The 24646-nt window shown below is 44.7% G+C and carries 21 protein-coding genes and 1 tRNA gene; 9 read left to right on the forward strand and 13 right to left on the reverse strand.

The window, feature by feature from the left end; genetic code table 11:
• Positions 1-85: 85 nt before the first annotated feature.
• A tRNA-Arg gene (locus AC4MRV_RS15035) sits at positions 86-162 on the reverse strand.
• Positions 163-476: 314 nt separating this feature from the next.
• On the opposite strand from AC4MRV_RS15035, the gene AC4MRV_RS15040 reads away from it, so the two are divergent.
• Positions 477-890, forward strand: a complete 414-nt coding sequence (locus tag AC4MRV_RS15040; RefSeq protein WP_491188144.1) for a c-type cytochrome — start codon at positions 477-479, stop codon at positions 888-890.
• A 72-nt stretch (positions 891-962) separates the two neighbouring features.
• Here AC4MRV_RS15040 and rep read toward each other — a convergent pair whose 3' ends face one another.
• A complete protein-coding gene (rep, locus tag AC4MRV_RS15045) occupies positions 963-2981 on the reverse strand; it encodes a DNA helicase Rep (protein WP_491188145.1) in 2019 nt (672 codons plus the stop codon).
• Positions 2982-3179: 198 nt separating this feature from the next.
• On the opposite strand from rep, the gene AC4MRV_RS15050 reads away from it, so the two are divergent.
• The 4 genes from AC4MRV_RS15050 (at position 3180) to ubiK (ending at position 8408) form a co-directional block, all read left to right on the forward strand.
• On the forward strand, positions 3180-3761 hold the full coding sequence (locus AC4MRV_RS15050; protein WP_491188146.1) for a TetR/AcrR family transcriptional regulator: 582 nt from the start codon (positions 3180-3182) through the stop codon (positions 3759-3761).
• 18 nt (positions 3762-3779) lie between these two features.
• The gene (locus AC4MRV_RS15055) at positions 3780-4886 is read left to right on the forward strand and encodes an efflux RND transporter periplasmic adaptor subunit (protein ID WP_491188147.1); all 1107 of its coding nucleotides are present in this window, start codon (positions 3780-3782) and stop codon (positions 4884-4886) included.
• 11 nt (positions 4887-4897) lie between these two features.
• On the forward strand, positions 4898-8020 hold the full coding sequence (locus tag AC4MRV_RS15060) for a multidrug efflux RND transporter permease subunit (protein ID WP_491188148.1): 3123 nt from the start codon (positions 4898-4900) through the stop codon (positions 8018-8020).
• Between the two features lie 136 nt (positions 8021-8156).
• Positions 8157-8408 (forward strand): ubiquinone biosynthesis accessory factor UbiK, encoded by a 252-nt coding sequence (gene ubiK / locus AC4MRV_RS15065; RefSeq protein ID WP_126575583.1) that lies wholly within the window; start codon positions 8157-8159, stop codon positions 8406-8408.
• Between the two features lie 35 nt (positions 8409-8443).
• Here ubiK and AC4MRV_RS15070 read toward each other — a convergent pair whose 3' ends face one another.
• Both AC4MRV_RS15070 and ilvC read right to left on the reverse strand, forming a co-directional pair.
• The gene (locus tag AC4MRV_RS15070; RefSeq protein ID WP_491188149.1) at positions 8444-8977 is read right to left on the reverse strand and encodes a hypothetical protein; all 534 of its coding nucleotides are present in this window, start codon (positions 8975-8977) and stop codon (positions 8444-8446) included.
• Positions 8978-9352: 375 nt separating this feature from the next.
• The gene (ilvC, locus tag AC4MRV_RS15075; RefSeq protein WP_491188150.1) at positions 9353-10837 is read right to left on the reverse strand and encodes a ketol-acid reductoisomerase; all 1485 of its coding nucleotides are present in this window, start codon (positions 10835-10837) and stop codon (positions 9353-9355) included.
• Between the two features lie 145 nt (positions 10838-10982).
• On the opposite strand from ilvC, the gene ilvY reads away from it, so the two are divergent.
• Positions 10983-11876, forward strand: a complete 894-nt coding sequence (gene ilvY, locus AC4MRV_RS15080) for an HTH-type transcriptional activator IlvY (RefSeq protein WP_491188151.1) — start codon at positions 10983-10985, stop codon at positions 11874-11876.
• A 217-nt stretch (positions 11877-12093) separates the two neighbouring features.
• Here the strand turns inward: ilvY and hemN are convergent, their stop codons facing one another.
• The 5 genes from hemN to AC4MRV_RS15105 form a co-directional block, all read right to left on the reverse strand.
• Entirely contained in the window at positions 12094-13482 is a 1389-nt protein-coding gene (gene hemN, locus AC4MRV_RS15085; protein WP_491188152.1) for an oxygen-independent coproporphyrinogen III oxidase, read from the reverse strand.
• 184 nt (positions 13483-13666) lie between these two features.
• The gene (locus AC4MRV_RS15090) at positions 13667-14155 is read right to left on the reverse strand and encodes a DUF2489 domain-containing protein (protein WP_491188153.1); all 489 of its coding nucleotides are present in this window, start codon (positions 14153-14155) and stop codon (positions 13667-13669) included.
• A 7-nt stretch (positions 14156-14162) separates the two neighbouring features.
• A complete protein-coding gene (gene yihI, locus AC4MRV_RS15095; RefSeq protein WP_491188154.1) occupies positions 14163-14699 on the reverse strand; it encodes a Der GTPase-activating protein YihI in 537 nt (178 codons plus the stop codon).
• The gene (locus tag AC4MRV_RS15100; RefSeq protein ID WP_491188155.1) at positions 14699-15337 is read right to left on the reverse strand and encodes a class I SAM-dependent methyltransferase; all 639 of its coding nucleotides are present in this window, start codon (positions 15335-15337) and stop codon (positions 14699-14701) included. The genes yihI and AC4MRV_RS15100 overlap by 1 nt, the downstream gene beginning before the upstream one ends.
• Positions 15338-16063: 726 nt before the next feature.
• Positions 16064-16681, reverse strand: a complete 618-nt coding sequence (locus tag AC4MRV_RS15105; RefSeq protein WP_491188156.1) for a c-type cytochrome — start codon at positions 16679-16681, stop codon at positions 16064-16066.
• 148 nt (positions 16682-16829) lie between these two features.
• On the opposite strand from AC4MRV_RS15105, the gene yihA reads away from it, so the two are divergent.
• Positions 16830-17495, forward strand: coding sequence for a ribosome biogenesis GTP-binding protein YihA/YsxC (gene yihA / locus AC4MRV_RS15110; RefSeq protein WP_491188157.1), 666 nt, complete (start codon positions 16830-16832; stop codon positions 17493-17495).
• Between the two features lie 150 nt (positions 17496-17645).
• Entirely contained in the window at positions 17646-18035 is a 390-nt protein-coding gene (locus tag AC4MRV_RS15115; RefSeq protein ID WP_491188158.1) for a glycine zipper family protein, read from the forward strand.
• A gap of 440 nt (positions 18036-18475) precedes the next feature.
• On the opposite strand, the gene spfP is transcribed toward AC4MRV_RS15115, so the two are convergent.
• From spfP to hemB, 4 genes are all read right to left on the reverse strand, one after another.
• Positions 18476-18523, reverse strand: coding sequence for a small protein SpfP (spfP, locus tag AC4MRV_RS15120; protein ID WP_438356636.1), 48 nt, complete (start codon positions 18521-18523; stop codon positions 18476-18478).
• Between the two features lie 193 nt (positions 18524-18716).
• Positions 18717-21512: a DNA polymerase I gene (polA, locus tag AC4MRV_RS15125; protein ID WP_491188159.1), complete on the reverse strand. Its 2796-nt coding sequence runs from the start codon at positions 21510-21512 to the stop codon at positions 18717-18719.
• A gap of 625 nt (positions 21513-22137) precedes the next feature.
• Entirely contained in the window at positions 22138-22575 is a 438-nt protein-coding gene (locus tag AC4MRV_RS15130) for a GNAT family N-acetyltransferase (protein ID WP_491188160.1), read from the reverse strand.
• A 63-nt stretch (positions 22576-22638) separates the two neighbouring features.
• Positions 22639-23688, reverse strand: coding sequence for a porphobilinogen synthase (gene hemB / locus AC4MRV_RS15135; protein WP_491188161.1), 1050 nt, complete (start codon positions 23686-23688; stop codon positions 22639-22641).
• Between the two features lie 147 nt (positions 23689-23835).
• Between hemB and AC4MRV_RS15140 the strand changes: the two genes are divergently transcribed.
• The gene (locus tag AC4MRV_RS15140) at positions 23836-24597 is read left to right on the forward strand and encodes a TatD family hydrolase (protein ID WP_491188184.1); all 762 of its coding nucleotides are present in this window, start codon (positions 23836-23838) and stop codon (positions 24595-24597) included.
• The last annotated feature ends 49 nt before the right edge of the window (positions 24598-24646 follow it).

Below are 24646 nucleotides of genomic sequence, written 5' to 3' on the forward strand. Positions count from 1 at the left end.
ACCCGCGACAACTGGAATCACAATCCAGGGCTCTACCAACTGAGCTATAGCCACCACTGATTTTTACCGATATTCCCCAGGCGAATGGTACGCCCGAAAGGATTCGAACCTTCGACCTTTGGCTCCGGAGGCCAACGCTCTATCCAACTGAGCTACGGGCGCATGCCCTATCGGCGGAGTGGAATAATACGTATATCACACTATGCCGTCTAGTACTTTTTCAACTTTTTTTATCGTTTGACGCCTTTTTCAACAATTAAAGTGTGATAAACCCCTATTTCCCATTAGATAACTGATTACAAGGAGGTAACTTGCTGTTTATTGCAACAAGTTAACAGGATATAATCACCCATTATTTACATTGATTTAACAGCAAGTTTCTCTTCTTATATGTATAGAAAGCCGCTGTAGGTCATAATCACACTCTAATAAATGGGTAAGCACGAACTTACCTTCAGGAATGTAAAGTGAGTTTAATGGATATGTCTCGAAAAATCTTAACCGCTTTGGTCGCTGCAGTAACTTTTTCTAGCGCCTCTTTCGCAGCTAACGTAAGCCAAGAAGAATATGATGCAATTGCTGAGCGCATTGCACCTGTCGGTGATGTTTACCTAGCGGGCGCAGAGCCAGTTAAAGTAGAACCAACCGGTCCACGCGATGGCGCGACTGTTTACGGCACTTTCTGTATTGCTTGTCACGCATCTGGTGTAAGTGGTGCACCGAAAACAGGTAATGCTGGTGATTGGGCTCCACGTATTGCTCAAGGCAGAGATGTGCTAAATAACCATGCAATCAACGGCTTCAACGCCATGCCAGCAAAAGGCTCTTGTATGGATTGTTCTGATGAAGAAATCATCGCAGCTATTGATCACATGATCGAAGGCCTCTAAGGCTTAAATCAAGAATATAAAGAAAGGGCTTGGTTTTTTAACCAAGCCCTTTTTGTTTGGACCAACTGGATATCAGTTTTTATTAAACATCGCTTTTAAGTTCGCAATATGCGCCTGCCCTTTTGCCATTCGCTCTTCTTGCGTTTGTGGCTTCTTATTGACTTCCCACTCAACGTCATCAAATGGTAGTTCATCAAGAAAACGACTCTGACTTGGTTTTATTAACTCACCAAACTGACGACGCTCTTTACACATTGTAAACGTAAGCTCTCGTTGCGCACGTGTAATGCCCACATACATCAAGCGACGCTCTTCCTCGACATTGTCCTCATCGATACTGGTTTGGTGCGGTAGAATCCCCTCTTCTGAACCAATCAAGTATACATATGGGAACTCCAGGCCTTTCGATGCGTGTAACGTCATTAATTGAACCGCATCGCTGTCATCGTCTTCTTCTCCCCGCTCCATCATGTCACGCAAGGTCAAACGCTGAACCACCTCTTTAATCGTCTTCTCTTCTTGGTCGTAGTTGTCCCCCTCAAGGTCTGCCACAATCCAAGAGTAAAGATCCGAGACGTTCTTCATCCGCATTTCCGCCGCTTTCGGGCTTGCCGAAGTTTCGTACAACCAATCTTCGTAGTTGATATCTCGTACAAGAGAGCGCACCGCCTCAACCGTATCGCCTCGCTCCGCTTGGTCAGCAATTTTCACCAACCAAGCTGTAAAGCGGCGCAAATTTTCTAAACCGCGACCCGATAACGTCTGCTCAAGCCCCATTTCGAAACTTACTTCAAACAAGCTTTTACCGCGCATATTGGCGTAGCTACCGAGTTTCTCTAAAGTCACAGGGCCAATCTCTCGACGAGGCGTATTCACAATGCGTAAAAACGCGTTGTCATCATCTGGGTTCACCAATACTCTCAAGTACGCCATGATGTCTTTGATTTCTGCACGAGCAAAGAATGACGTTCCACCTGATAGCTTATAAGGCACTCGGTTTTGCATTAAAGATTTTTCAATCAAACGTGATTGATGGTTGCCGCGGTAAAGAATGGCATAATCTTTATATTCGGTCCGATTCAGGAATTTATGTGCAATCAGTTCACCCGTAACGCGTTCAGCCTCATGCTCTTCATTCTTTGCCAGTAATACCTTTAGTTTTTCACCGTCAGGAATTTCGGAGAATAGTGACTTCTCATAGACGTGAGGGTTATTGGCGATAAGAATGTTGGCTGCACGTAAGATACGACTGGTTGAACGGTAGTTTTGCTCCAATTTTATTAAGCGTAAATTGGGATAATCTTGACCCAAAAGCACTAAGTTTTGAGGTTTCGCCCCGCGCCACGAATAAATAGATTGGTCATCATCACCTACCACCGTCAAACGGCCACGTTCACCGACAATCAGTTTCACCAAATCATACTGGCTGGTATTGGTGTCTTGGTATTCATCAACTAATAAATAACGAATACGGTTTTGCCAGCGTTGGCGTACTTCTTCGTTTGTTTTTAGCAAGAGTACTGGTAGCGAAATTAAGTCATCAAAATCGAGAGCGTTATAAGCCTTCATCTGCTTTTGATACATCTCAAAGCAGAAAGCAAACAGCTGTTGTTGCTCACCTTTAGCCTGGGCTTTGGCCTGCTCTGGTGTCAGCATGTCGTTTTTCCAATTGGAGATACAACTCAATAGCTGACGCAGGAGATCTTTATCTCCATCAAGCTGCTGCTCAGTCAGCTCTTTAAGCAGAGCCATCTGATCTTGGTCATCGAATAGAGAAAAGCCGGACTTAAGGCCTAACGCTTTATATTCACGCTTAATGATGTTGAGACCGAGTGTATGGAATGTGGAGACCATTAAGCCTTTAGCTTCGTTTTTACCTAATGTTTGTCCAACACGCTCTTTCATCTCACGTGCCGCTTTATTCGTAAACGTCACCGCCGCGATGTTACGCGCTTTATAGCCACACTGCTGAACCAAGTAGGCAATCTTGTTAGTAATAACACGAGTTTTACCGGAACCAGCGCCAGCCAATACTAGGCATGGCCCTGATACATATTTTACGGCTTCGTCTTGTCTTGGATTCAGCTTCATAAGTGTCTCAAAGGTGAAAAATGTGGCGCATATAATAATGGCGCAACAGATCGATTGCTATGGTTAATCGTAAACCAATCAGCAACTCAACTGTTTCTTAATCACGATAATTTTATCTGATTAATTAAAAATCTTTATTGCACACTTGTATAGCTGTTAGGCTATAATGAATGAACGTTCATTCATTGTGGTGGGATTATGTCCAGTAACACCCAGATAGATAAACGCGAACAGATTCTTTCCGCGGCAGAAAAGCTAATTGCAGAGTCAGGTTTTCAAGGCCTCTCGATGCAAAAGCTAGCCAAAGAGGCGGGAGTTGCTGCAGGAACTATCTATCGTTATTTCTCAGATAAAGAGCACCTCCTTGATGAAGTACGTTTAATGGTTTCAAGACGAATTGCTGATGCTGTTCAAGCAGGTGTTAGCGATGATATGCCTTTGAAAGAGCGCTACCGCACGATGTGGCTCAATATTTGGACTTTAGCGGCTTCACATATTGATACCATAAGCAATCGCGTTCAGTATGAGTCTTTACCCTGTGCAAACAAACGCACAACAAGGGAACTTGAGCGAGAAATGTTTGCCCAAGTGGATCGCTTGTTTGTGGAAGGTAAAGAGCAAGGAATCTTTAAACCACTCGATAACGAAATTTTGTCAGGGCTCAGTTTTGAGGCCAGTGTCGCACTGGCTCGTAAACACGCTTTGGGGTTTTATCAATTGGATGACGATGCGCTCGATGCAGCAATCGAAGCCAGTTGGGATGCAATAATTAATCATTAACTTGGAGTTCTAATTAGAATGAAAAAGTGGACTTTCTTTATGTTGCTTATCGCAATTCTGCTGTTTGGCAGTGTGATAGGCTTCAATCTCTTTAAACAGCAGAAGATAGCCGAGTATTTGGCGAATCGACCTGAGCCTGAGTTCCCTGTTACTGTTACAGAAGTTCAGCCTGTTGACTGGGTACCTGTTATCGAAGCGATCGGTTTTATCGAACCTAACCAAGGTGTTACGGTTGCAAACGAAACGAGCGGTGTTATCGATAAGATTTCATTTGATTCGGGCACTCAAGTAGAAGAAGGCCAGCCTTTAGTACTGTTGGACTCTGAAGTTGAAAAAGCAAACTTGAAGAGTGCTCAAGCTAAGCTTCCTGCAGCGCAAGCAAAGTACAAGCGCTACCAAGGCCTGTACAAAAAAGGTTCTATTTCGAAAGAAGCTTATGATGAAGCAGAAGCAAACTACTTCTCCCTTCAAGCTGATATCGAGAGCCTAAAAGCAGCGATTGACCGCCGTGAAATCAAAGCGCCATTTGCTGGTGTTGTCGGTATTCGTAATGTTTACCTAGGTCAGTACCTACAAGCTGGCACAGATATCGTGCGTCTAGAGGACACCAGCGTGATGCGTCTACGCTTTACGGTTCCTCAAACAGACATCTCTCGCATTAGCTTAGAGCAAGAAGTAGATATCTTTGTCGACTCTTACCCAGAGATCGCATTCAAAGGCTCTATTTCTGCCATCGAGCCTGCTGTTAATATCCAAAGCGGTTTGATTCAAGTACAAGCAGACATTCCAAACAGCGATGGCAAATTACGTAGCGGTATGTTCGCACGTGCAAACATCATCCTTCCTAAGCTAGATAACCAAGTTACGCTGCCTCAAACAGCCATCACTTTCACTCTATATGGTGACAACGTGTACATCGTTTCTGACCAAGATGGTGAGCAGCGAGTGACTCAGCAAGTGGTTAAAGTGGGTGAGCGAACCAAAGATATCGCACACATTCTGGAAGGTGTGAAGCCTGGTGATGTCGTCGTCACATCAGGTCAAGTACGTCTAAGTAACCACGCGAAAGTTCGTGTAGTAGAAAGCGATGCGACTACTCCACCAGCTGAAACACCAATGCTGTAATTGGAGGCCTCATGCGCTTTACTGATGTTTTTATTAAACGTCCAGTTTTAGCGGTATCGATCAGCTTTTTGATAGCTCTACTTGGTTTACAAGCTATCTTCAAAATGCAGGTCCGTGAATACCCTGAAATGACGAATACAGTAGTGACGGTTTCGACCAGTTACTACGGTGCCAGTGCAGACCTTATCCAGGGCTTTATTACTCAGCCTTTGGAGCAAGCCGTCGCGCAGGCAGATAACATTGATTATATGACTTCGCAGTCGGTGCTAGGTAAATCTACCATCACCGTCAACATGAAGTTGAACACTGACCCGAATGCAGCATTGTCTGACATTTTGGCCAAGACTAACTCGGTTCGTTCTCAGCTACCTAAAGAAGCAGAAGACCCAACCGTAACCATGTCTACCGGTTCTACAACGGCAGTACTTTACATCGGCTTTACCAGTGACGAGCTTTCTTCAAGCCAAATCACTGACTACCTTGAACGTGTAATCAACCCTCAGTTGTTTACTGTTAACGGTGTATCTAAAGTCGACCTTTACGGTGGTATGAAGTACGCACTGCGTATCTGGCTAGACCCTTCTAAGATGGCAGCGCTTGGCTTAACAGCAACTGATGTTATGGGTGTATTGAATGCCAATAACTATCAATCTGCGACAGGTCAGGCAATTGGTGAATTTGTTCTGTACAACGGTAGCGCGGATACTCAGGTATCCAACGTTGAAGAACTCTCTAACCTAGTTGTTAGTACTGATGAAGGTGATGTGACTCGTTTGAGTGATATTGCAAAAGTATCACTAGAGAAAAGCCACGACGTTTACCGCGCAAGTGCTAACGGCCAAGAAGCGGTGGTTGCGGCGATCAACGCAGCCCCAAGTGCGAACCCAATCAACATCGCAGCTGACGTGCTGGAACTATTACCTCAGTTAGAGCGTAACCTACCAAGCACCATCAAGATGAACGTGATGTATGACTCGACCATCGCGATCAATGAGTCAATTCATGAAGTTGTTAAGACTATCGTGGAAGCAGCGCTGATCGTTCTTGTCGTTATTACCTTGTTCTTAGGTTCGTTCCGTGCGGTCATTATCCCTATCGTTACTATCCCACTCTCTTTGATTGGTGTTGCGATGGTAATGCAAGGTATGGGCTTCTCGTGGAACTTGATGACACTACTAGCAATGGTACTGGCTATCGGTCTGGTAGTAGATGATGCGATCGTTGTTCTCGAAAACGTCGACCGTCATATTAAACTGGGTGAGTCTCCATTCCGAGCTGCGATTATTGGTACTCGTGAAATCGCGGTACCTGTTATCGCAATGACATTGACGCTAGGTGCCGTATACGCACCGATCGCCTTAATGGGTGGTATCACCGGTTCGCTATTTAAAGAGTTCGCCTTAACTCTAGCAGGTTCGGTATTCGTATCAGGTATCGTGGCACTGACACTATCGCCAATGATGTGTTCAAAAATGCTTAAAGCTAACGAAGCGCCAAGCAAATTTGAACAGAAAGTTCATCACATCCTAGATGGCATGACCAATCGCTACGAGAAGATGCTAAAAGCAGTTATGCTTCACCGTCCTGTCATTTTGGCATTTGCGGTGATCGTATTTGCGAGCTTACCTCTGCTGTTTAAGTTCATCCCAAGTGAACTTGCGCCATCGGAAGATAAAGGCGTTGTGATGCTGATGGGTACAGCGCCATCAAATGCCAACTTAGACTTCATGCAGAACACCATGAACGACGTAAACGAAATTCTGTCTGATCAGCCAGAAGTAGCGTTTGCCCAGGTGTTTACTGGTGTGCCTAACTCAAACCAAGCATTTGGTATTGCGTCTATGGTGCCTTGGAGTGAGCGTGAAGCGAGTCAGTCTGAAGTAGCGAATCGCGTGGGTGGATTAGTCGGTAACGTTCCTGGAATGGCGGTAACTGCATTCCAGATGCCAGAGCTACCAGGTGCGGGTTCAGGCCTTCCAATCCAATTCGTTATCACAACACCGAATGCGTTTGAAAGCCTATTCGCGATTGCGACTGAAGTCCTAACCGAAGTTAAATCTAGCCCTATGTTTGTATATTCAGATCTCGATCTGAACTACGACTCAGCGACGATGAAAATCAACATCGACAAGGACAAAGCTGGCGCTTACGGCGTGACCATGCAAGACATTGGTATCACGCTAAGCACCATGATGGCCGACGGTTATGTAAACCGTATTGACCTAAATGGTCGCTCTTATGAGGTGATCCCTCAAGTTGAGCGTAAGTGGCGTCTAAACCCAGAGTCGATGAACAACTACTATGTTCGCAGTGCAAATGGTAAAGCGGTACCTCTAGGCAGTCTCATCACTATTGATGTTGTTGCAGAGCCTCGCTCACTACCTCACTTCAACCAGCTAAACTCAGCAACGGTTGGCGCGGTACCTGCGCCTGGTACCGCGATGGGTGATGCAATCAACTGGTTTGAAGGCATAGCGACCGACAAACTACCTAGCGGCTACAACCATGACTATATGGGCGAAGCGCGTCAGTACGTGACCGAAGGTAGTGCACTGTATGCGACATTTGGTTTAGCACTGGCGATCATCTTCCTCGTTCTGGCGATTCAGTTCGAGTCACTGAAAGATCCAATCGTTATCATGGTATCGGTACCTCTTGCAGTGTGTGGCGCGTTGATTGCTCTTGCATGGGGCGCGGCAACGATGAACATCTACTCTCAGGTAGGTCTAATTACCCTAGTTGGTCTAATCACCAAACACGGAATCTTGATCTGTGAGGTGGCCAAAGAAGAACAGTTGCACAACAAACTTGGCAGAATGGAAGCGGTAATGGAAGCGGCGAAAGTACGTCTACGCCCTATCCTAATGACCACTGCGGCGATGATCGCAGGTCTTATTCCACTGATGTATGCAAGTGGTGCAGGTGCGGCTCAGCGCTTTAGTATCGGTATCGTAATCGTTGCTGGTCTTGCGATTGGTACTCTGTTTACCCTGTTCGTACTTCCAGTTATCTACAGCTACCTTGCTGAGAAACATAAGCCTTTACCAGTCTTCGTAGAAGATAAAGACTTAGAGAAACTAGCCCGCATTGATGAAGCGAAAGCAGCGCAACGTGAGCTAGCCGACAATCACTAAGCTGATTACTAAAACAACCCCAAAAGGTCACTTCGGTGACCTTTTTTATTACTGGTCTCTTTTTTACTATTGAACTAGCGACTTTCTTGTAACGTTTAAATAGAATGTAGGCAAAGATACAGGAGTTTTAGTCACCATGTTTGACCCAAAAAAACTAGAGCAAATCGCTAAACAAATTCATGACTCTATGCCAGCCCCAGTAAAAGAGCTCGGTTCGGACGTCGACCAAAAAGTTCGCCAAGTAATCCAAGGCCAACTCAATAAGCTAGACGTAGTGAGTCGCGAAGAGTTCGATGTACAGACTCAAGTGTTGCTACGTACGCGCCAAAAGCTTACAGAAATGGAAAAGAAGCTGGCGGATTTAGAAGAAAAGCTGGCGGATAAATAATAAAAACGCTTCCCAGGTGGAAGCGTTTTTTAGTATTACTGTTCCGCTTTGAAAGCTATCTGAGAAGCTTGCTTGAAGCCCAAAGCAGAAACGGTATAAGTGTAGTCTTCCATCACCGTTTGTTCTGCTAGATTGATACTTCCAATCTTCACTTCTTTATTACCAATAAAGTGCCCATGTAAAAAGCTCTTACCCGCTTCAGTCGCTGGAGAATATTGGGCAAAACCATCATGGCAAACCCCTCTCATATCGATAAACTTGCCATCAACGGCAATCTCTCGATTTGGCAATGGTCGATCATCCGACCCTTGCTCATCTTCACCATTACAGCGATGGCCACGATCAACAAAGTGCAAACTGAAGTCACCATCAAAGCGAACCTTCAAATAGCCATAGTTATGCTCATCTGCGGCGATAGTATCAGAGACGACTTGAGCACCTAGACCTTGGACAAACTGCCACTGTTGAGTATCAAACTGGTGTTTATCAAGTTCTGGTAGCGGGCGCCCCATCGCCAAACACATGGTCGACGTTAAGCTCAACACTGCACTTACTATAAATTTGTTCATGGCTACTTCCACCTCATTGATTCTACGCTCACGATCTAACCACATTAAAGGTGTCATTAGGCTTCAATATGTAAGGCTCCTACAGAGTTTTGACTGACTTTTTACCTCAGATAAAACAAAAAGGGCTTGGTCACGGCGACCAAGCCCTTTCAATTAGATGTTGTGTTTTATTTTGTATTTATTGACCCCAGTCTATCTGGAGTTCTTACTGCTTTGCTTTAGTGCAATTACGCAGATTGTATATTCGAAGCTAAGAGCTTCGTTCCCTAAGGGAACAAATTACGCTGAATTAAGGTTTCATTTCTAGGAGAAGGCGCGAGTTTACGTTAGTAAATGAGCACCTTCGACACCGAAATGGAACCTTAAGGCAAGTAATTAGCCACCTACCGCGATGTTCTTCATATCAGTCATGTACCCACGTAGCTCTTCACCGATGTACTCAACTGGGTGGTTACGGATAGTATCGTTTACCGCGATTAGCGTTGCGTTATCAACTTGGTTAGACGTTTCGCCTAGACCTTTACCGATTACGTCTGTACCTACTGAAGGCATGAACTTCTCACGTAGTAGCGGTGTTGCTACGTTAGCAAATAGGTAGTTACCGTATTCTGCTGTATCTGAGATTACTACGTTCATTTCGTATAGACGCTTACGTGCTACTGTATTCGCGATTAGTGGTAGCTCGTGTAGTGACTCGTAGTACGCTGACTCATCGATGATGCCTGATGCTGTCATCGCTTCGAATGCTAGCTCAACGCCGGCACGAACCATAGCAACCATTAGGATACCGTTGTCAAAGTACTCTTGCTCAGAGATTTCTACGTCGCCTGCTGGGTAGTTTTCAAATGCTGTTTCACCCGTCTCTGCACGCCAGCCTAGTAGGTTTGCGTCATCGTTAGCCCAGTCAGCCATCATAGTGCTTGAGAACTCACCAGTGATGATGTCATCCATGTGCTTGTTGTAAAGCGGACGCATTAGCTCTTTTAGCTCTTCAGATAGCTCAAATGCTTTGATTTTCGCAGGGTTTGATAGACGGTCCATCATGTGCGTAATGCCACCGAATTTCAGTGCTTCTGTGATGGTTTCCCAACCGTACTGAAGAAGTTTACCTGCGTAGCTTGGGTCAATGCCGTCAGCAATCATTTTCTCGTAAGATACGATAGAACCCGCTTGTAGCATGCCACATAGGATGGTTTGCTCACCCATTAGGTCAGATTTAACTTCAGCAACGAATGAAGACTCTAGACAACCTGCGCGGTGACCGCCTGTACCTGCTGCCCATGCTTTCGCGATATCCCAGCCTTCACCTTTAGGGTCATTTTCTGGGTGAACGGCGATTAGTGTAGGAACACCGAAACCACGCTTGTACTCTTCACGAACTTCTGTACCTGGACATTTAGGCGCAACCATTACAACCGTTAGGTCTTTACGGATTTGCATGCCTTCTTCAACTACGTTGAAGCCGTGTGAGTAACCTAGTGCTGCGCCTTCTTTCATTAGCGGCATTACCGTTTCTACAACGTTAGTGTGCTGCTTGTCTGGAGTCAGGTTGATTACTAGGTCTGCTTCAGGGATTAGCGTTTCATAGCTTGCTACTTCAAAACCGTTTTCTTTTGCGTTCTTGTAAGACTGACGCTGCTCGTCAATCGCTGCCTGACGCAGTGCATACGCTACGTTTAGGCCAGAGTCACGCATGTTTAGACCTTGGTTTAGGCCCTGAGCACCACAACCAACAATAACGACTTTCTTACCTTTCAGGTAATCCGCTTCTGTTGCGAATTCGCTGCGGTCCATGAAACGACAACGACCTAATTGGTCTAGCTGCTCGCGTAGGTTTAAAGTATTGAAATAGTTAGCCATCTGGGCGCTCCTTAAAAGAATTTTTCCATTGAGGTCGGTCGTTTTGTTACCGAATGAGTTCATACTAAAACAGACATTCTGTTGCTTAAAGTGATATATTCACAATTAGTAATTGCAATTAATGCAACAGGGATGTGACCTTTTCATGAACATTAAATGTCTGCAGCTGTTCATTCATCTGTGTGATAGTAAAAGCTTTGCTAAGACTGCCTCGGCAATGCATATCAGCCCTTCAGCTCTCAGCCGCCAGATCCAAAAATTGGAAAGCGATACTGGTCAAGCGCTGTTTCTGCGTGACAATCGCAGTGTCGAACTGACCCCTGCTGCGAAAAAACTATTACCTGTGGCTCTGAATATCTTGGGAGAGTGGCAAAACTACAATGCGCAGCTAAAAGGACATGACGAAGAACTAAAGGGGGAAATTCGCTTATTCTGCTCAGTAACCGCCAGTTACAGCCATTTGCCCGAGCTGCTCTCTGAGTTTCGTCTCCAGCACCCCTTTATTGAATTCAAACTTTCAACTGGCGACCCCGCACAAGCGATTGGCAAAGTATTAGCTGATGAAGCAGATATTGCTATCTCTGCTCAACCGGAACAGTTACCAGCGCGAATCGAGTTTGAAACCATCAGTGAGATTCCGCTGTCTGTGATCGCCCCGGTTGGGGTAAGTAATTTTGCGGAAGAGTTGAGAAAAGATAAGCCTGATTGGTCTGTGATTCCATTTATTGTCCCAGAGTCAGGTACCGCCCGAGACCGCGCCAATGCTTGGTTTAAATCAATGAAGATTAAACCTAACATCTATGCTCAAGTGTCAGGTCATGAAGCGATTGTCAGTATGGTCGCGCTCGGGTGTGGTGTCGGTATTGCGCCAGATGTGGTGATCAACAACAGCCCAGTTAAAGAGAAGATAGAACGGCTCAAGGTCGCCGCTTCGGTCAAACCCTTTAAGCTTGGGGTGTGCTGCAAGCGCTCACAGCTGGATAACCCGCTAGTTAAAGCCTTATGGGAGATGGCGCACGATACTTATATCGCTCCTTAATCATCACAGCTCCAAATACAACAAAGCCACCGTTTTTTCAGAAATCAAGAAACTCGGTGGCTTTTGTAATTAAAGCAGTTTTCTAAATAGTTGGAGTCACAGCTAGGCGTCAAACAACCTTATTCCCCTGAGCATAGTGCGCTATGTGATTGGGTCGGCCGGCGCTCCGGGAAGGTTGTGAAGCCAACGACGCTGTGGCTTCAAATATGACGAAAACTTAGATGACGCGAGAGAACTGCTGCTGCCTAGCCTTAGCTCTAAGATACTTATCGAAACACATACAGATGTTACGAATCAGCAAGCGGCCACGTAGGGTTACTCGAATCTCTTTATCGTCGACTTCAACCAGCTCATCATTAATAAACGTCTGAAGTAGTTCTAAATCTTCTTTAAAGTACTGATTAAATTGCACCTTAAACTCAGACTCAATCATGGTCTTATCCAGTTTAAAGTTACAGATAAGCTGTTTAATCACTTCGCGACGCAGTAAGTCATCACTATCAAGAGCCACGCCTTTCCATAATGCGTGGCGCTGATCACTCACTTGCGCATAGTACTTTTTCAACTCTTTCTGGTTCTGCGCGTAAGCATCGCCAATCATTGAAATCGCAGAGACACCGAAGCCCACTAGATCGGCTTCACCTTGGGTTGTGTAACCTTGGAAATTGCGGTGAAGCACACCTTCACGCTGCGCCACAGCCAACTCATCATCTGGCTGAGCAAAGTGATCCATACCAATAAACTGATAGCCAGCATCGGTTAGCGTTGCAATGGTATCTTGTAGGATGGCCATTTTCTCTTCAGCGACAGGTAAATCTTCATCTTTAATTTTGCGCTGAGCCGCAAATAGCTGAGGCATATGGGCATAGTTAAACACCGATAAACGACCCGGCTGCATCTCAAGGACTTGTTTTAGTGTGTCAGCAAATGAATCTTTGGTCTGTTTTGGTAAGCCATAAATCAAATCTAGGTTAGTCGAACGAAAACCTAGTTCTTTAGCGCGCGCAACCATGGCAACGATAAAGTCTTCATCTTGCTCACGGTTTACCAGTTTTTGCACTTCTTTATTGAAGTCTTGTACGCCAATACTTAAACGGTTGAACCCTTCACCACGCAGGTGATCCAGCATATCTAGCTCGATTTCACGCGGGTCAACTTCGATACTGATTTCAGCATCACCTTCAAAGTAGAACTCGCCACGAAGAATCGCCATTAATCGGCTAATTTGCGCTTTGGTTAGGAAAGTTGGTGTACCACCACCAAAATGCAGTTGAGTCACTTTGCGCTCTTGCAGTAATGCCGCTCTGGTACGGATCTCCAGCTCCAATACATCAAGATACTCATCCGCTTTATGAGCGTGACGCGTAATCACCTTGTTACAGCCACAGTAGTAGCAAAGCTTGTGGCAGAAAGGGATATGGATATATAGAGAAAGCGGTCGCTCTGGATACTGTGTACAAGCCATGTCGTAATCAGAAACCGTAAAGGCTTCATGAAACTCGAGTGCTGTTGGGTATGAGGTATAGCGAGGACCAGAATAGTTGTACTTATCCAGTACCGCTTGATCCCAGACAATTTGTTGGCTTGCGACGACAGGCTGCGACATGTTGGTATTTCCGTTTGGGCTTAATGCTTAGCTGGCTTGAGTGCCATTGTAATTAGCAGGCTATTTTGCCACACCTGAGTTCAACTCGCGGGTAGCCGGACTGCTTTTTGAGTAGCAATACTCAGAATTGATAACTCGATCACTACCCCATAAGTGTAAGCGATCGAGCTATAAAAACATCCACCTAGATCATTTGAATGTTGATCTGGTTGTTGAGAGGTTGAACCTTTTTCTGCAGTAGCTTCAGCTCTTCGATGATCGCATCTTGAAGACGCGATTCTGCTTTGTGACGCTCTAGGTTTTGTTTCATGCGGTCTTTCTTCACCAAACTTTGGCGATCTTCACCACGAGCCATATCTTTTACGATATGGAACAACTCTGACGTAGCTGGGTACTCTTTATCAAAATCGACCCTGTCATCACCCTGCACATAATCCATAATGTTATAGAGTCGGATGCTAATTTCCGACAAGTCACATTGTCCTTGTATACCGGCTAAACAAAGCACATGAACACTTTCAAAGATGTTAGCGTTACGCTTTTCAATTGCTAACTTCTGGTGCTGCAGTTGCAATTCCTTTTGCTTCTTAAGCTGGAGCAGAAGGTAACCTGCATATGACGCTAAGCCGAGGATAATCGCTCCACCCGTAATGGCTAACAAGGTTACATTCATCGCTTACTTATCCTTTAAATTGGTCTAGGTCCAAATCTTCAAATTGTGATAGAAGATCGTCATCAGAGCCAGCATCACCCTTTACGGTACTGTCTGTCTCTTGCTCAGACTCATCTTCATCATAAATGCCAAGTTGCTTCATCAATACTTCGATACGCGCTAGTTTCTCGTCAACGTACTTCTGTAGACCTGCACCTAGGTTTTCACCTTCTTCAATACGGTCTAGCAATACATTCAGCTGCGCATCATTTTCTAGCATCGCCAGCTCTTGCTCCGCACTCAAACGGCGCTCTGTTTTGCTAAGCTTCTTCTGAGGCTCTACCACAAGTGGAATTTTCTTTTTACTGCCTAAGCGAGGGTCACGTTTTTGGCCAGCCGCTTGCTGCTTACCAGCCTTCGCTTCAGAATTACGACCACCTGTCTTTAGACCTTTACGCTTTTTGTCTTTCTTACGCAGACGTCCTTCAACATCTGACTGAGTGCGGTTACGAACAACAACAACGTCGCCATTACCGCCAGATCTTACTTTTTTACTACGGCTCATTACTGGGCTTTCCTCAGTAAAATTACATCATTACCTATAAATTCAAGCTCGAGCTGATCCCGCTCTGCCAAATATTGAAACGTTTTACGACTGAAAAACACCACGTGAGTCAGATCGTTTTTGTAATGCCATGAGGCGAATGCTTCAACATCAATGACCATCTTAGTCATAAGACCAATCCAGCCACCGGGCTTAACTAAATTTAACCATTGCTGCCACACCAGGTTGGGCTCATAAAGATGCTCAATCACTTCTGTAGCAGTCATAAAATCATACGACGTGCCTAATACCGCTTTATCTGGGTGGTAGTAGATATCGTATAAATTCATGGTGTGCCCCTTCTCTTCCAACATTAATGACAATGTAGGACCTGGGCCACAACCAAAATCTATCCCATGAGAGTTTGGTTTAATACGCTCTAATATGGGGTCTGCAACCCGAGATAAAAAGCGTCGATAGCCTTCGTCTTCCGGGTTGTTCTCATGCATATCATAGTGTGCTTTTTCTTGCTCCGCATCTAAACGCTGGTCCGGATTCACGAACACAAGTTCACATTGCGAGCACTGAAGATATTCTCTGCGCTTATCTTGATGGTAGTGCTGAGTATCTAGGCTTTGGCAAAGGGGGCAATTATGCATATCGACTGCGTTAACTCATCCTCAAACGGGGGATGCGAAACATACCAGAAACTGGCGTTAGAGTGGAGCACTATTGTGCAAATAATCATCGATTCATTGAAATTTAGAGATAAAAAAAGCGATAGGGTTAACTATCGCTTTCTAAATGCCTTACGGCCAAACTGTGTTGTACTGATTTCAGTACACCAATATTCCATTTGTTTTTGGTGCTTTCCCTGCCAAAAGTGTTGTTTGCCACCATCCTGGTGAATTTTGGCTTTCCTTTTACTTCCTGCTACCTGGGTTAATCCTTAACCTGATCCGTTTCACTGTCTTAAACCATTAGACAAGGTGACCATCCGTATCCAGTAGGCTTCCTACCTACCCTGCATCCTGCTTATCACCCAAGCTATCCTAGCTTGCGTCCTTGGAGACCTCCTGGTCTGAATTCCGTTATCAGCGTCCTACCGATGAATACACTTTACCGCTTTGGTTCGAGCGAACAATCCCTGAAAAAAAATATTTAGCCATTATTTTTTGCCAAAATTGAAACCTTTTATTTTTCAATCGCTTACACAAAGACACTAGACATCCAAGCAATCAAGTATGGCAAATATCTTACACCAAACTGAGAAAGATGCAGTTTCACCGCTTAAGCTCATATGTGATGTCGATCATACGAAAAAGCCCAGAGGACTCTCTGGGCTTTTTCAATACAACTAGTTGCTCGAACAAAATTTTTAGGGCTTAGTGCAGGCCACCAACGTACTTAGAAAGAGTATCGATATCTTCATCCGTTAGCTTCTTCGCGATATCACGCATCATTGCGTTCATATCGTTACCACGAGAGCCGTCACGGAATTTCTCTAGCTGAGCTTTAATGTAGTCAGCGTGCTGGCCAGAAATCTTAGGGAAGCCAGACAGTTCGGTACCGTTACCACGAGGGCCATGACAAGCAATACATGCTGTTAGACCACGTTCTGCATCACCTGCGGTGTAAAGTACTTTACCCGCTTCAACAACGTTTTCAGGTGTTGTGTTGTGAGAGATAGGCAGAGATGCGTAGTAAGCACCTAGGTCTTTCATATCTTGCTCAGATAGCGGCATAGCCATGCCACTCATCACAGGATCCATACGACCTTGTTTACCATTGCTAGTCATACCCAATTTCAGATCTCTAAGTTGCTTCTCAATATACTTAGCATGCTGACCCGCAAGTTTAGGGTACATAGCGAGTTGACTGTTGCCGTCAGCACCATGGCAGGCAACACAGGTTTGAGATTTTGCTTTACCAGCTTCAATACTGCCTTGGGCCCATACAGAGCAACTGGCTAAAAGACTCAAGATTAGCGCTAATTTCTTCATGACATTCCATTATAATTATCAAGCTTCCAGTACCACTTGCTGTTGCCAGTCGTGATACAATAGGCGACCTTATGCCGAGCACGGTTATTTTACACAATTTCACAAAAAAGTAATCAATCGACTACACAAAGTCGAGATGGAGTTAACAGTGAGCGTAAAAATTCATTATCAAAACACGCATTTCATCACGAGTGCGCCGGATATCCGCGCCTTGCCAACCGATGAAGGCATCGAAGTTGCGTTTGCAGGGCGCTCCAATGCGGGTAAATCTAGCTCTCTAAATCGCCTGACGAACCAACGTAGTCTTGCAAAAACCAGTAAAACCCCTGGTCGAACACAATTAATTAACCTTTTTAAGGTCACTGACGGCTGCCACATTGTCGATCTTCCTGGGTATGGTTTTGCTCAAGTTCCGCTTGAAATGAAGAAAAAGTGGCAAAAATCTTTAGGAGAATACTTACAAAAGCGCCAAAGCCTGAAAGGTCTTGTGGTACTGATGGATATTCGCCACCCAATGAAAGATCTCGACCAACAGCTTATCTTCTGGGCTGTTGACAGCGGTATCCCAGTTCAAGTTCTGTTAACAAAAGCAGACAAACTGAAAAGTGGCGCTCGCAAAGCTCAAGTATTGAAGATCAAAAAAGATGCAGTAGGTTTTGGCGGTGATGTAAGCGTAGCGGCCTTCTCGTCACTAAAAGGCATCGGTGTCGATACACTCCGTAATAAGCTTGATGAATGGTTTGCTCCTGCACTTGCAGACTCATTAGTTGAAGAGATCGTTGAAGAAGAGAATATCGACGACGAACAACCATAATCACCATTTGGCACATCAATCATTCTCGAAAGCCCTGCAACTATGCAGGGCTTTTTCTTTATTCCATTGAGAATAGCGGATATTCCAATAATAGAATTCCGCCTCTTTATACTGGCCTCAATGCAAAACCACTTAATAGGCGAGTCAAAAATGAAATCTATCACTTCCCTATCGCTTGCGATGGTCTTTTCAATGTCTGCTCATGCGAGCCTTATCGCTGATAAATCAGGCATCAATGAAAAGGACTATATATACGACATGCATCAGTGTGAGACGCTAGCTGGTCAAGTTCAAAAAGAGACTCGCTCTCGCGGTGCTGTAGGTGGTGCATTGAAAGGTGCAGCCGTCGGTGCTGCAGGTAGTGCAATTGCTGGAGGCTCTGGTACTCAGGGGGCAAAAACTGGTGCCGCAGTTGGCGGAACTGCCGGAGTAATAGGTGGAAGTCGAGATCGTAGAGCAAACCAAACTGCCTACAAACAGGAGCAACATGTTGTCATGAGAAACTGTATGACAAATCGAGGCTATACCGTTCTCAATTGATAAAAACAAAACGCCCCACCTTCATGGCGGGGCAACGGGAGAGAAATAGGAGGTAATAATTATTATGTGCCGATGATTATGGATAAATCGTCGCAATGCAATCCTTACTCTCTTCCCTCTTTTAGCACAACCCAAATAACAAAAAAAATCACATAAGCGCCTGTTATAAAAGAACTTAATCTCGCAACTGGTTTACTCTTCGCTTCTGTTACTTTATTAGTTTCCTAACAAAAATAACTAAACTGTGATTGGCATTTTTTTACAAAGGTTATGAAAGTTACAAAAAGAAGAACTTATTACGTGAGTCAGTAACTGAAGAAGATGTTAATAGGAAATATTGACGGAAACTGAGGATAAAGTAGTTAGAGGACTGATTTTTATGATTTTTTCTTTGCCACAATAAAAAACGCCCCAGTCAAAAACTGACTGGGGCGGCTGAATCAGCCTAATCCAATAACGTGAAACAAAAGGTCTGAAAGATAGAACATCTTACCTCTGTACCCTACGCCGTTAAATGTACAACAATTGGTCAGAAATGGAAACTGTTTTTGTAATTTTTTTTCATTGAAATTTTGTTAAATAACATTTCACCAAATTTGATTGGCACTTAATTGGCGACAAAAAAAAGCCAGCGTTTGTGCGCTGGCTCATATTATTTCTCATTTTTAGCTCACTTTATGTCTAGTGAGCCTGATCCCAGTTATCACCATGACCTGCCTCAGCAACTAACGGCACATCTAACTCTGCAGCTGATTCCATTAATTCTTGTACTTTACTTTCAATTTCGGTCAAAGCTGACTCTTCAACTTCAAATACCAATTCATCGTGTACTTGCATCAATAGCTTAACGCGACCAGCACCTTCCGCTTGAATCCACTCATCCACAAGCAGCATTGCTTTCTTGATGATGTCTGCCGCGGTGCCCTGCATTGGTGCGTTGATTGCAGCACGTTCAGCCGCTTTACGACGCATACCATTACGTGATTGGATCTCTGGCAGATGTAAACGACGACCAAAGATGGTTTCTACGTAACCTTGCTCGGACGCTGCACTGCGCGTGTCTTCCATGTACTGCATAACGCCAGGGTAACGCTCGAAGTATTTGTTCATGTAGTCTTGCGCTTCACCACGTGGGATACCCAGTTGCTTCGCCAAACCAAATGCACTCATACCGTAGATAAGGCCAAAGTTGACCGCTTTAGCACGGCGACGCTGCTCTGAGCTCACTTGGTCAATGGTGGTGCCCATGATCTCAGCTGCCGTTGCAGCGTGGATATCTTTGCCTTGTTGGAACGCTTCGAGTAGTGCCTTATCACCCGAGAGGTGAGCCATGATACGCAGTTCAATTTGAGAGTAATCGACTGCCATGATCTTAAAACCGTGTGGCGCAACAAATGCCTGACGAATACGACGACCTTCATCATTACGAATTGGAATATTTTGCAGGTTTGGATCGGTGGATGATAGACGACCTGTCGCTGTTACCGCTTGATGATAAGAAGTATGCACACGCCCCGTTTCAGGGTTGATCATCTTCGGTAGCTTGTCAGTGTATGTCGATTTGAGTTTTGCTAAGCCACGATATTCCAGAATTAGTTTTGGTAGTGGGTAATCCAGAGCCAGCTCTTGCAGCACTTCTTCATTGGTTGAAGGCGTGCCTGATGGCGTCTTCTTAATAACAGGCAGGCCCATCTTATCAAATAGTAACGCTTGCAGTTGCTTCGGAGAGTTCATGTTGAACTCTTGCTCTGCGATTTCGTACGCCTTTTGCTCTAACTCATCAAGACGCTGAGCGATCTCTTGCGATTGAGCCGCTAGCTTCATGTCATCAATCAGAACACCGGTACGCTCAATCCGAGATAACACCGGTACGAGAGGTACTTCGATCTCTTCATAGATAGATTTCAGCTTTTCGTCTTGTTCGATATTACTCATTAGACGATTGTGCAAACGCAATGTCACATCAGCGTCTTCAGCGGCATAAGGAGACGCCTGATCGAGCTCAATCTGATTGAACGTCAGTTGCTTCTTGCCTTTACCAGCAATCTGTTCGAACGAAATGCAGCTGTGCTGAAGGAAACGCAGTGCCAAGCTGTCCATGTCGTGCTTGCCACCCACACTGTTGTAAACATACGAAGCGAGCATGGTGTCGTGTTTGATGCCTTTCATCTCAATACCGTAGCGCGCTAATACGCTCGCATCGTATTTAAGGTTCTGACCCACTTTCGCTTGAGCATCATCTTCAAGAATCGGTTTCAGTTGCTCTAGCACCCAGTCACGCTTTAACTGCTGTGGCGCATCTAGGTAGTCATGAGCGACAGGGACGTAAGCAGCCACTCCTTCTTCAGTCGCAAACGAAAGGCCAACCAGATTTGCAACCATGTAATCTAGGCTGTCAGTTTCAGTATCAAACGCAAATACCTCGGCCGCTTTGAGCTTATCTAGCCAAGCGTTAAAGCTCGCTTCATCTAAGATAGTCTCATATTGGCTGCGATCGATAGTCACGGCTGACGTATCCATCTCTACGCCACTAGACGCTTTCGTCGCACCTGTAGCAGCGCCCGATTTTTCGTCCGCTTCGACTACACCAGTGCCACCGTCAAGCAGCTCATTCAACCAAGACTTAAACACAAGCTGACCGTAAAGCTTAACCAGTTCATCTTTGTTTGGTTCTGCTTTTAGCAGCGATTCTGGTGTCTCTTCGAGTTCAACATCAAGCTTGATAGTCGCAAGTTCGTAAGAAAGCTGCGCATTGTCTTTATTATCGACCAGCTTCTTCGCCATGGTTTTAGAACCACGGAAGCCAAGCGGTGCAATGTCATCAAGATTTTCATACAGCTTATCTAGACCGCCAATGCCTTGCAGTAGTGCCGTTGCAGTCTTGTCACCCACACCCGGTACACCCGGAATGTTATCGACTTTATCGCCCATTAACGCCAAGTAATCGATGATAAGCTCTGGTGGGATACCAAACTTCTCAACCACGCCCTCACGATCCATCACCACGTTAGTCATGGTGTTGATCAAAGTAACATTGTCATCCACCAGCTGAGCCATATCTTTATCGCCTGTGCTGATCAATACCGGCATGCCTGCTTGCGATGCTTGGTAAGCCAACGTACCAATCACGTCATCCGCTTCCACGCCAGGAACGCAGATCAACGGTAAGCCCATCGCACGAATTACATTATGTAGAGGCTCGATCTGACAACGCAGATCATCAGGCATTGGTGGACGATTTGCTTTGTATTCTGGATACATATCATCACGGAAAGTTTTACCTTTCGCGTCGAAGACTACGGCAATACGGTCAGAAGCGAACTGGCGCATCATGCTGCGTAGCATGTTAACCACGCCGTAAACCGCATTAGTTGGAATATCACCATTACTCATCGTGCCTGGGTAGGCATGAAATGCACGATATAGGTAAGAAGAACCATCGATAAGAATCAACGGATTATCAGGAATGTTAGCCATAGTCTTTACGTATCCAAAGAAAATGCAAAAAAGATCTGCTTAGGATGCCATGAGTCCGTCAGTGAATCCATTTTAACTCTCAGAACTCGACTCACACATTTGATTATTCTTATATCAATGGACACCATCATCTGTGGATAACTCTGTTTATATTATTTATTCACAGGATATAAAAACGAATTAAAAGCACAAGAAAAACAACATAAGCTAATGTAATAAAAGAAAATTATCAGAGATCGATCGTTGATAGATCGATCTTGAAATGATCTTGAGTTGTGGAAAAGACTATTGGTGTCCTTTTATTCGATCCCAAATTTCAGGCATAAAAAAAGCGACATCTTTCGATGTCGCCTAGCAAAAAGGGGTCAAAGCGAATTTAGGTGAATAAAGTGCTTTGCCATAAAGCTATAAATTACACTGGAAGCAATGTGAGCAATGTCGTGTCAAAAAGAACTCGTGCAAGTTCGATTAAGTTCAGTGTCATCACCGTCTCCAATTTGAATCTGGTAAGTCAACGTCCTTGTGAACTTCTCTCATTCCCTAAGACGAGATAAATAATAACCATTCTCATTTATCTCGTCAACATCTAAATGAGAAAAAATCTCATTTAATTTTTATGACACTGCTATAGCGACTTCAAAAAGTGTATGCGACTTTCTAGCAAAGGTTCTTTTTGTTCATAATTTTCAATTAGATAGCCATTCTTTATTAACAGCCTTAGCATGCTGGGAAACTGGTTACGCGACTTCACTCTGAGATATTTGTACCCTTGCTGTTGTACCCACTCTTCCTGCTGTTCCAATAAAGATTGAGCAACACCCTTATTTCTGGCTAGTGGTGATACTCCGCCAAACCAGCTATAGAAAGTCTCATCATCCAACTGGTATCCAATCTTAAACCCAAGAAGCTTATCCTCTTCTTGAGCAACTTGGATAAACCAACGCAGCTTACCCTCCAATCGAGCCGATAAACTTTCAACCGTTTCTTTATGGGCAAACTCATCAATCTGAGCCACAACTTGGACGCACTCTTCTAGCGTCCCTTGACGATAAATCACACTCATAGCTTTTCTCGCAATAAAAAGGCTGACAATCGCCAGCCTTTAGAAGTTGATCAATTCAAGAGATTACTCTTGTTCACCTTTCAAAAAGGTCGCCGCTTGTGCATTTTCTTCCGCTAACCACTCTGCCACATCTTTAGCAAAATAAGTAAGGATGCCGTCTGCACCCGCACGTTTAAAGCAAAGAAGAGATTCCATTACTGTCTCACGCTCTTTTAGCCAGCCGTTCGCAAACGCGGCTTTGTGCATCGCATATTCACCAGATACTTGGTAAGCAAACGTCGGGACTTCTAGTTCTGACTTCACACGGCGAACGATGTCTAGGTAAGGCATACCTGGCTTAACCATTACCATATCAGCACCTTCGTTCACATCCATCGCAACTTCATGGATTGCTTCATCGCTGTTAGCAGGATCCATTTGGTAGTTCTTCTTGTTACCGCCTTTTAGGTTGCTTGCACTGCCGACCGCATCACGGAAAGGACCATAATAACAAGACGCATATTTTGCAGAATACGCCATGATTTGGGTATTGATATAACCGGCTTGCTCAAGCGCTTTGCGAATCTCACCAATACGTCCATCCATCATGTCTGAAGGCGCGACTACATCAGCGCCCGCTTCCGCATGAGAAAGAGCTTGTTTAACCAAAACCTTAGTGGTCTCGTCATTTAGAACATAGCCATCTTCATCGATGATGCCGTCTTGACCATGAGTCGTAAATGGATCCAACGCAATATCGGTAATCACACCAATTTCTGGCACATGCTCTTTGAGTGAACGTACCGCGCGCTGAACCAAACCTTCAGGATTATACGCTTCTGCCGCACAAAGGCTTTTCGCATCTTGGTTTACCACAGGGAACAGAGCAATCGCAGGCACTCCTAACTGTGCAAGGTATTGTGCTTCTTCCAACATGAGGTCGATGGACAAACGCTCAACGCCCGGCATTGACTCAACCGTTTCGCGACGATCTTTACCCATTAAAATAAACATAGGGTAAATCAGATCGCTAACAGACAATTGGTTCTCCGCCATTAAGCGGCGGCTAAAGTCATGCTTGCGCATACGGCGCATACGACGGCCAGGAAACTGACCTTGAATAGAAACTGACACTCTGTTCTCCTTGTGTGGTGAAAGTGCTTGATTCGCATAATATCACTCCAAGTTTGAGACGCCAGAGAGAGAACGGAAAAATGCAGAAAATGACCAAAAGCTCACACTGCCGTATACTGAGCACACGAATGACCAATGAGAAATACCATGATCGATACCCATGCCCATATTTACGCTAGCGAATTTGATAATGACCGCGATGACGTCGTTCAGCGCGCTCTAGAGCAAGGGGTTGAAAAGATTCTATTACCAAACATCGACTTAGAGTCTATCCAACCAATGCTTGCAACCGAAGCCGCTTACCCAGATGTGTGTCGCTCTATGATGGGTTTGCACCCTTGCTACGTTGACAGCAATGTCAAACAGACATTAGATACTATCCACTCTTGGTTTGATAAACACAGCTTTATCGCTGTAGGTGAAATTGGTATCGACCTCTATTGGGATAAAACGTATAAAGCTGAACAAGAGATGGCATTCATCACTCAATTGAACTGGGCAAAAGAGATGAATTTACCTGTCGTAATTCACACTCGTGATTCAATTGAGGAAACCTTAGCACTGCTGCGCAGCGAACAGGATGGTTCTCTATCGGGGGTATTCCACTGCTTCGGCGGCAGTGTAGAAGAAGCGAAAGCAATCAACGATCTTGGTTTTCATCTAGGTCTAGGTGGCGTATCTACATTTAAAAATGGTGGTATGGATAAAGTCATTCCCCACCTAGACATGAACTATGTAATTCTAGAAACAGATTGCCCATATTTGGCTCCAGTGCCTCACCGGGGTAAACGTAATGAACCAGCATACGTATCATTGATTGCGCAAAGAATAGCCGACTTACGCAATTGTTCTATCAATGACATTAATACAATTACTAGCAAAAATGTTAAGCAACTGTTCTTATTGTGAAAATTGACAATTGATTAACGACATTTTTATCATTACATCGTGAGCTATG

This window comes from Vibrio sp., from assembly GCF_984391705.1.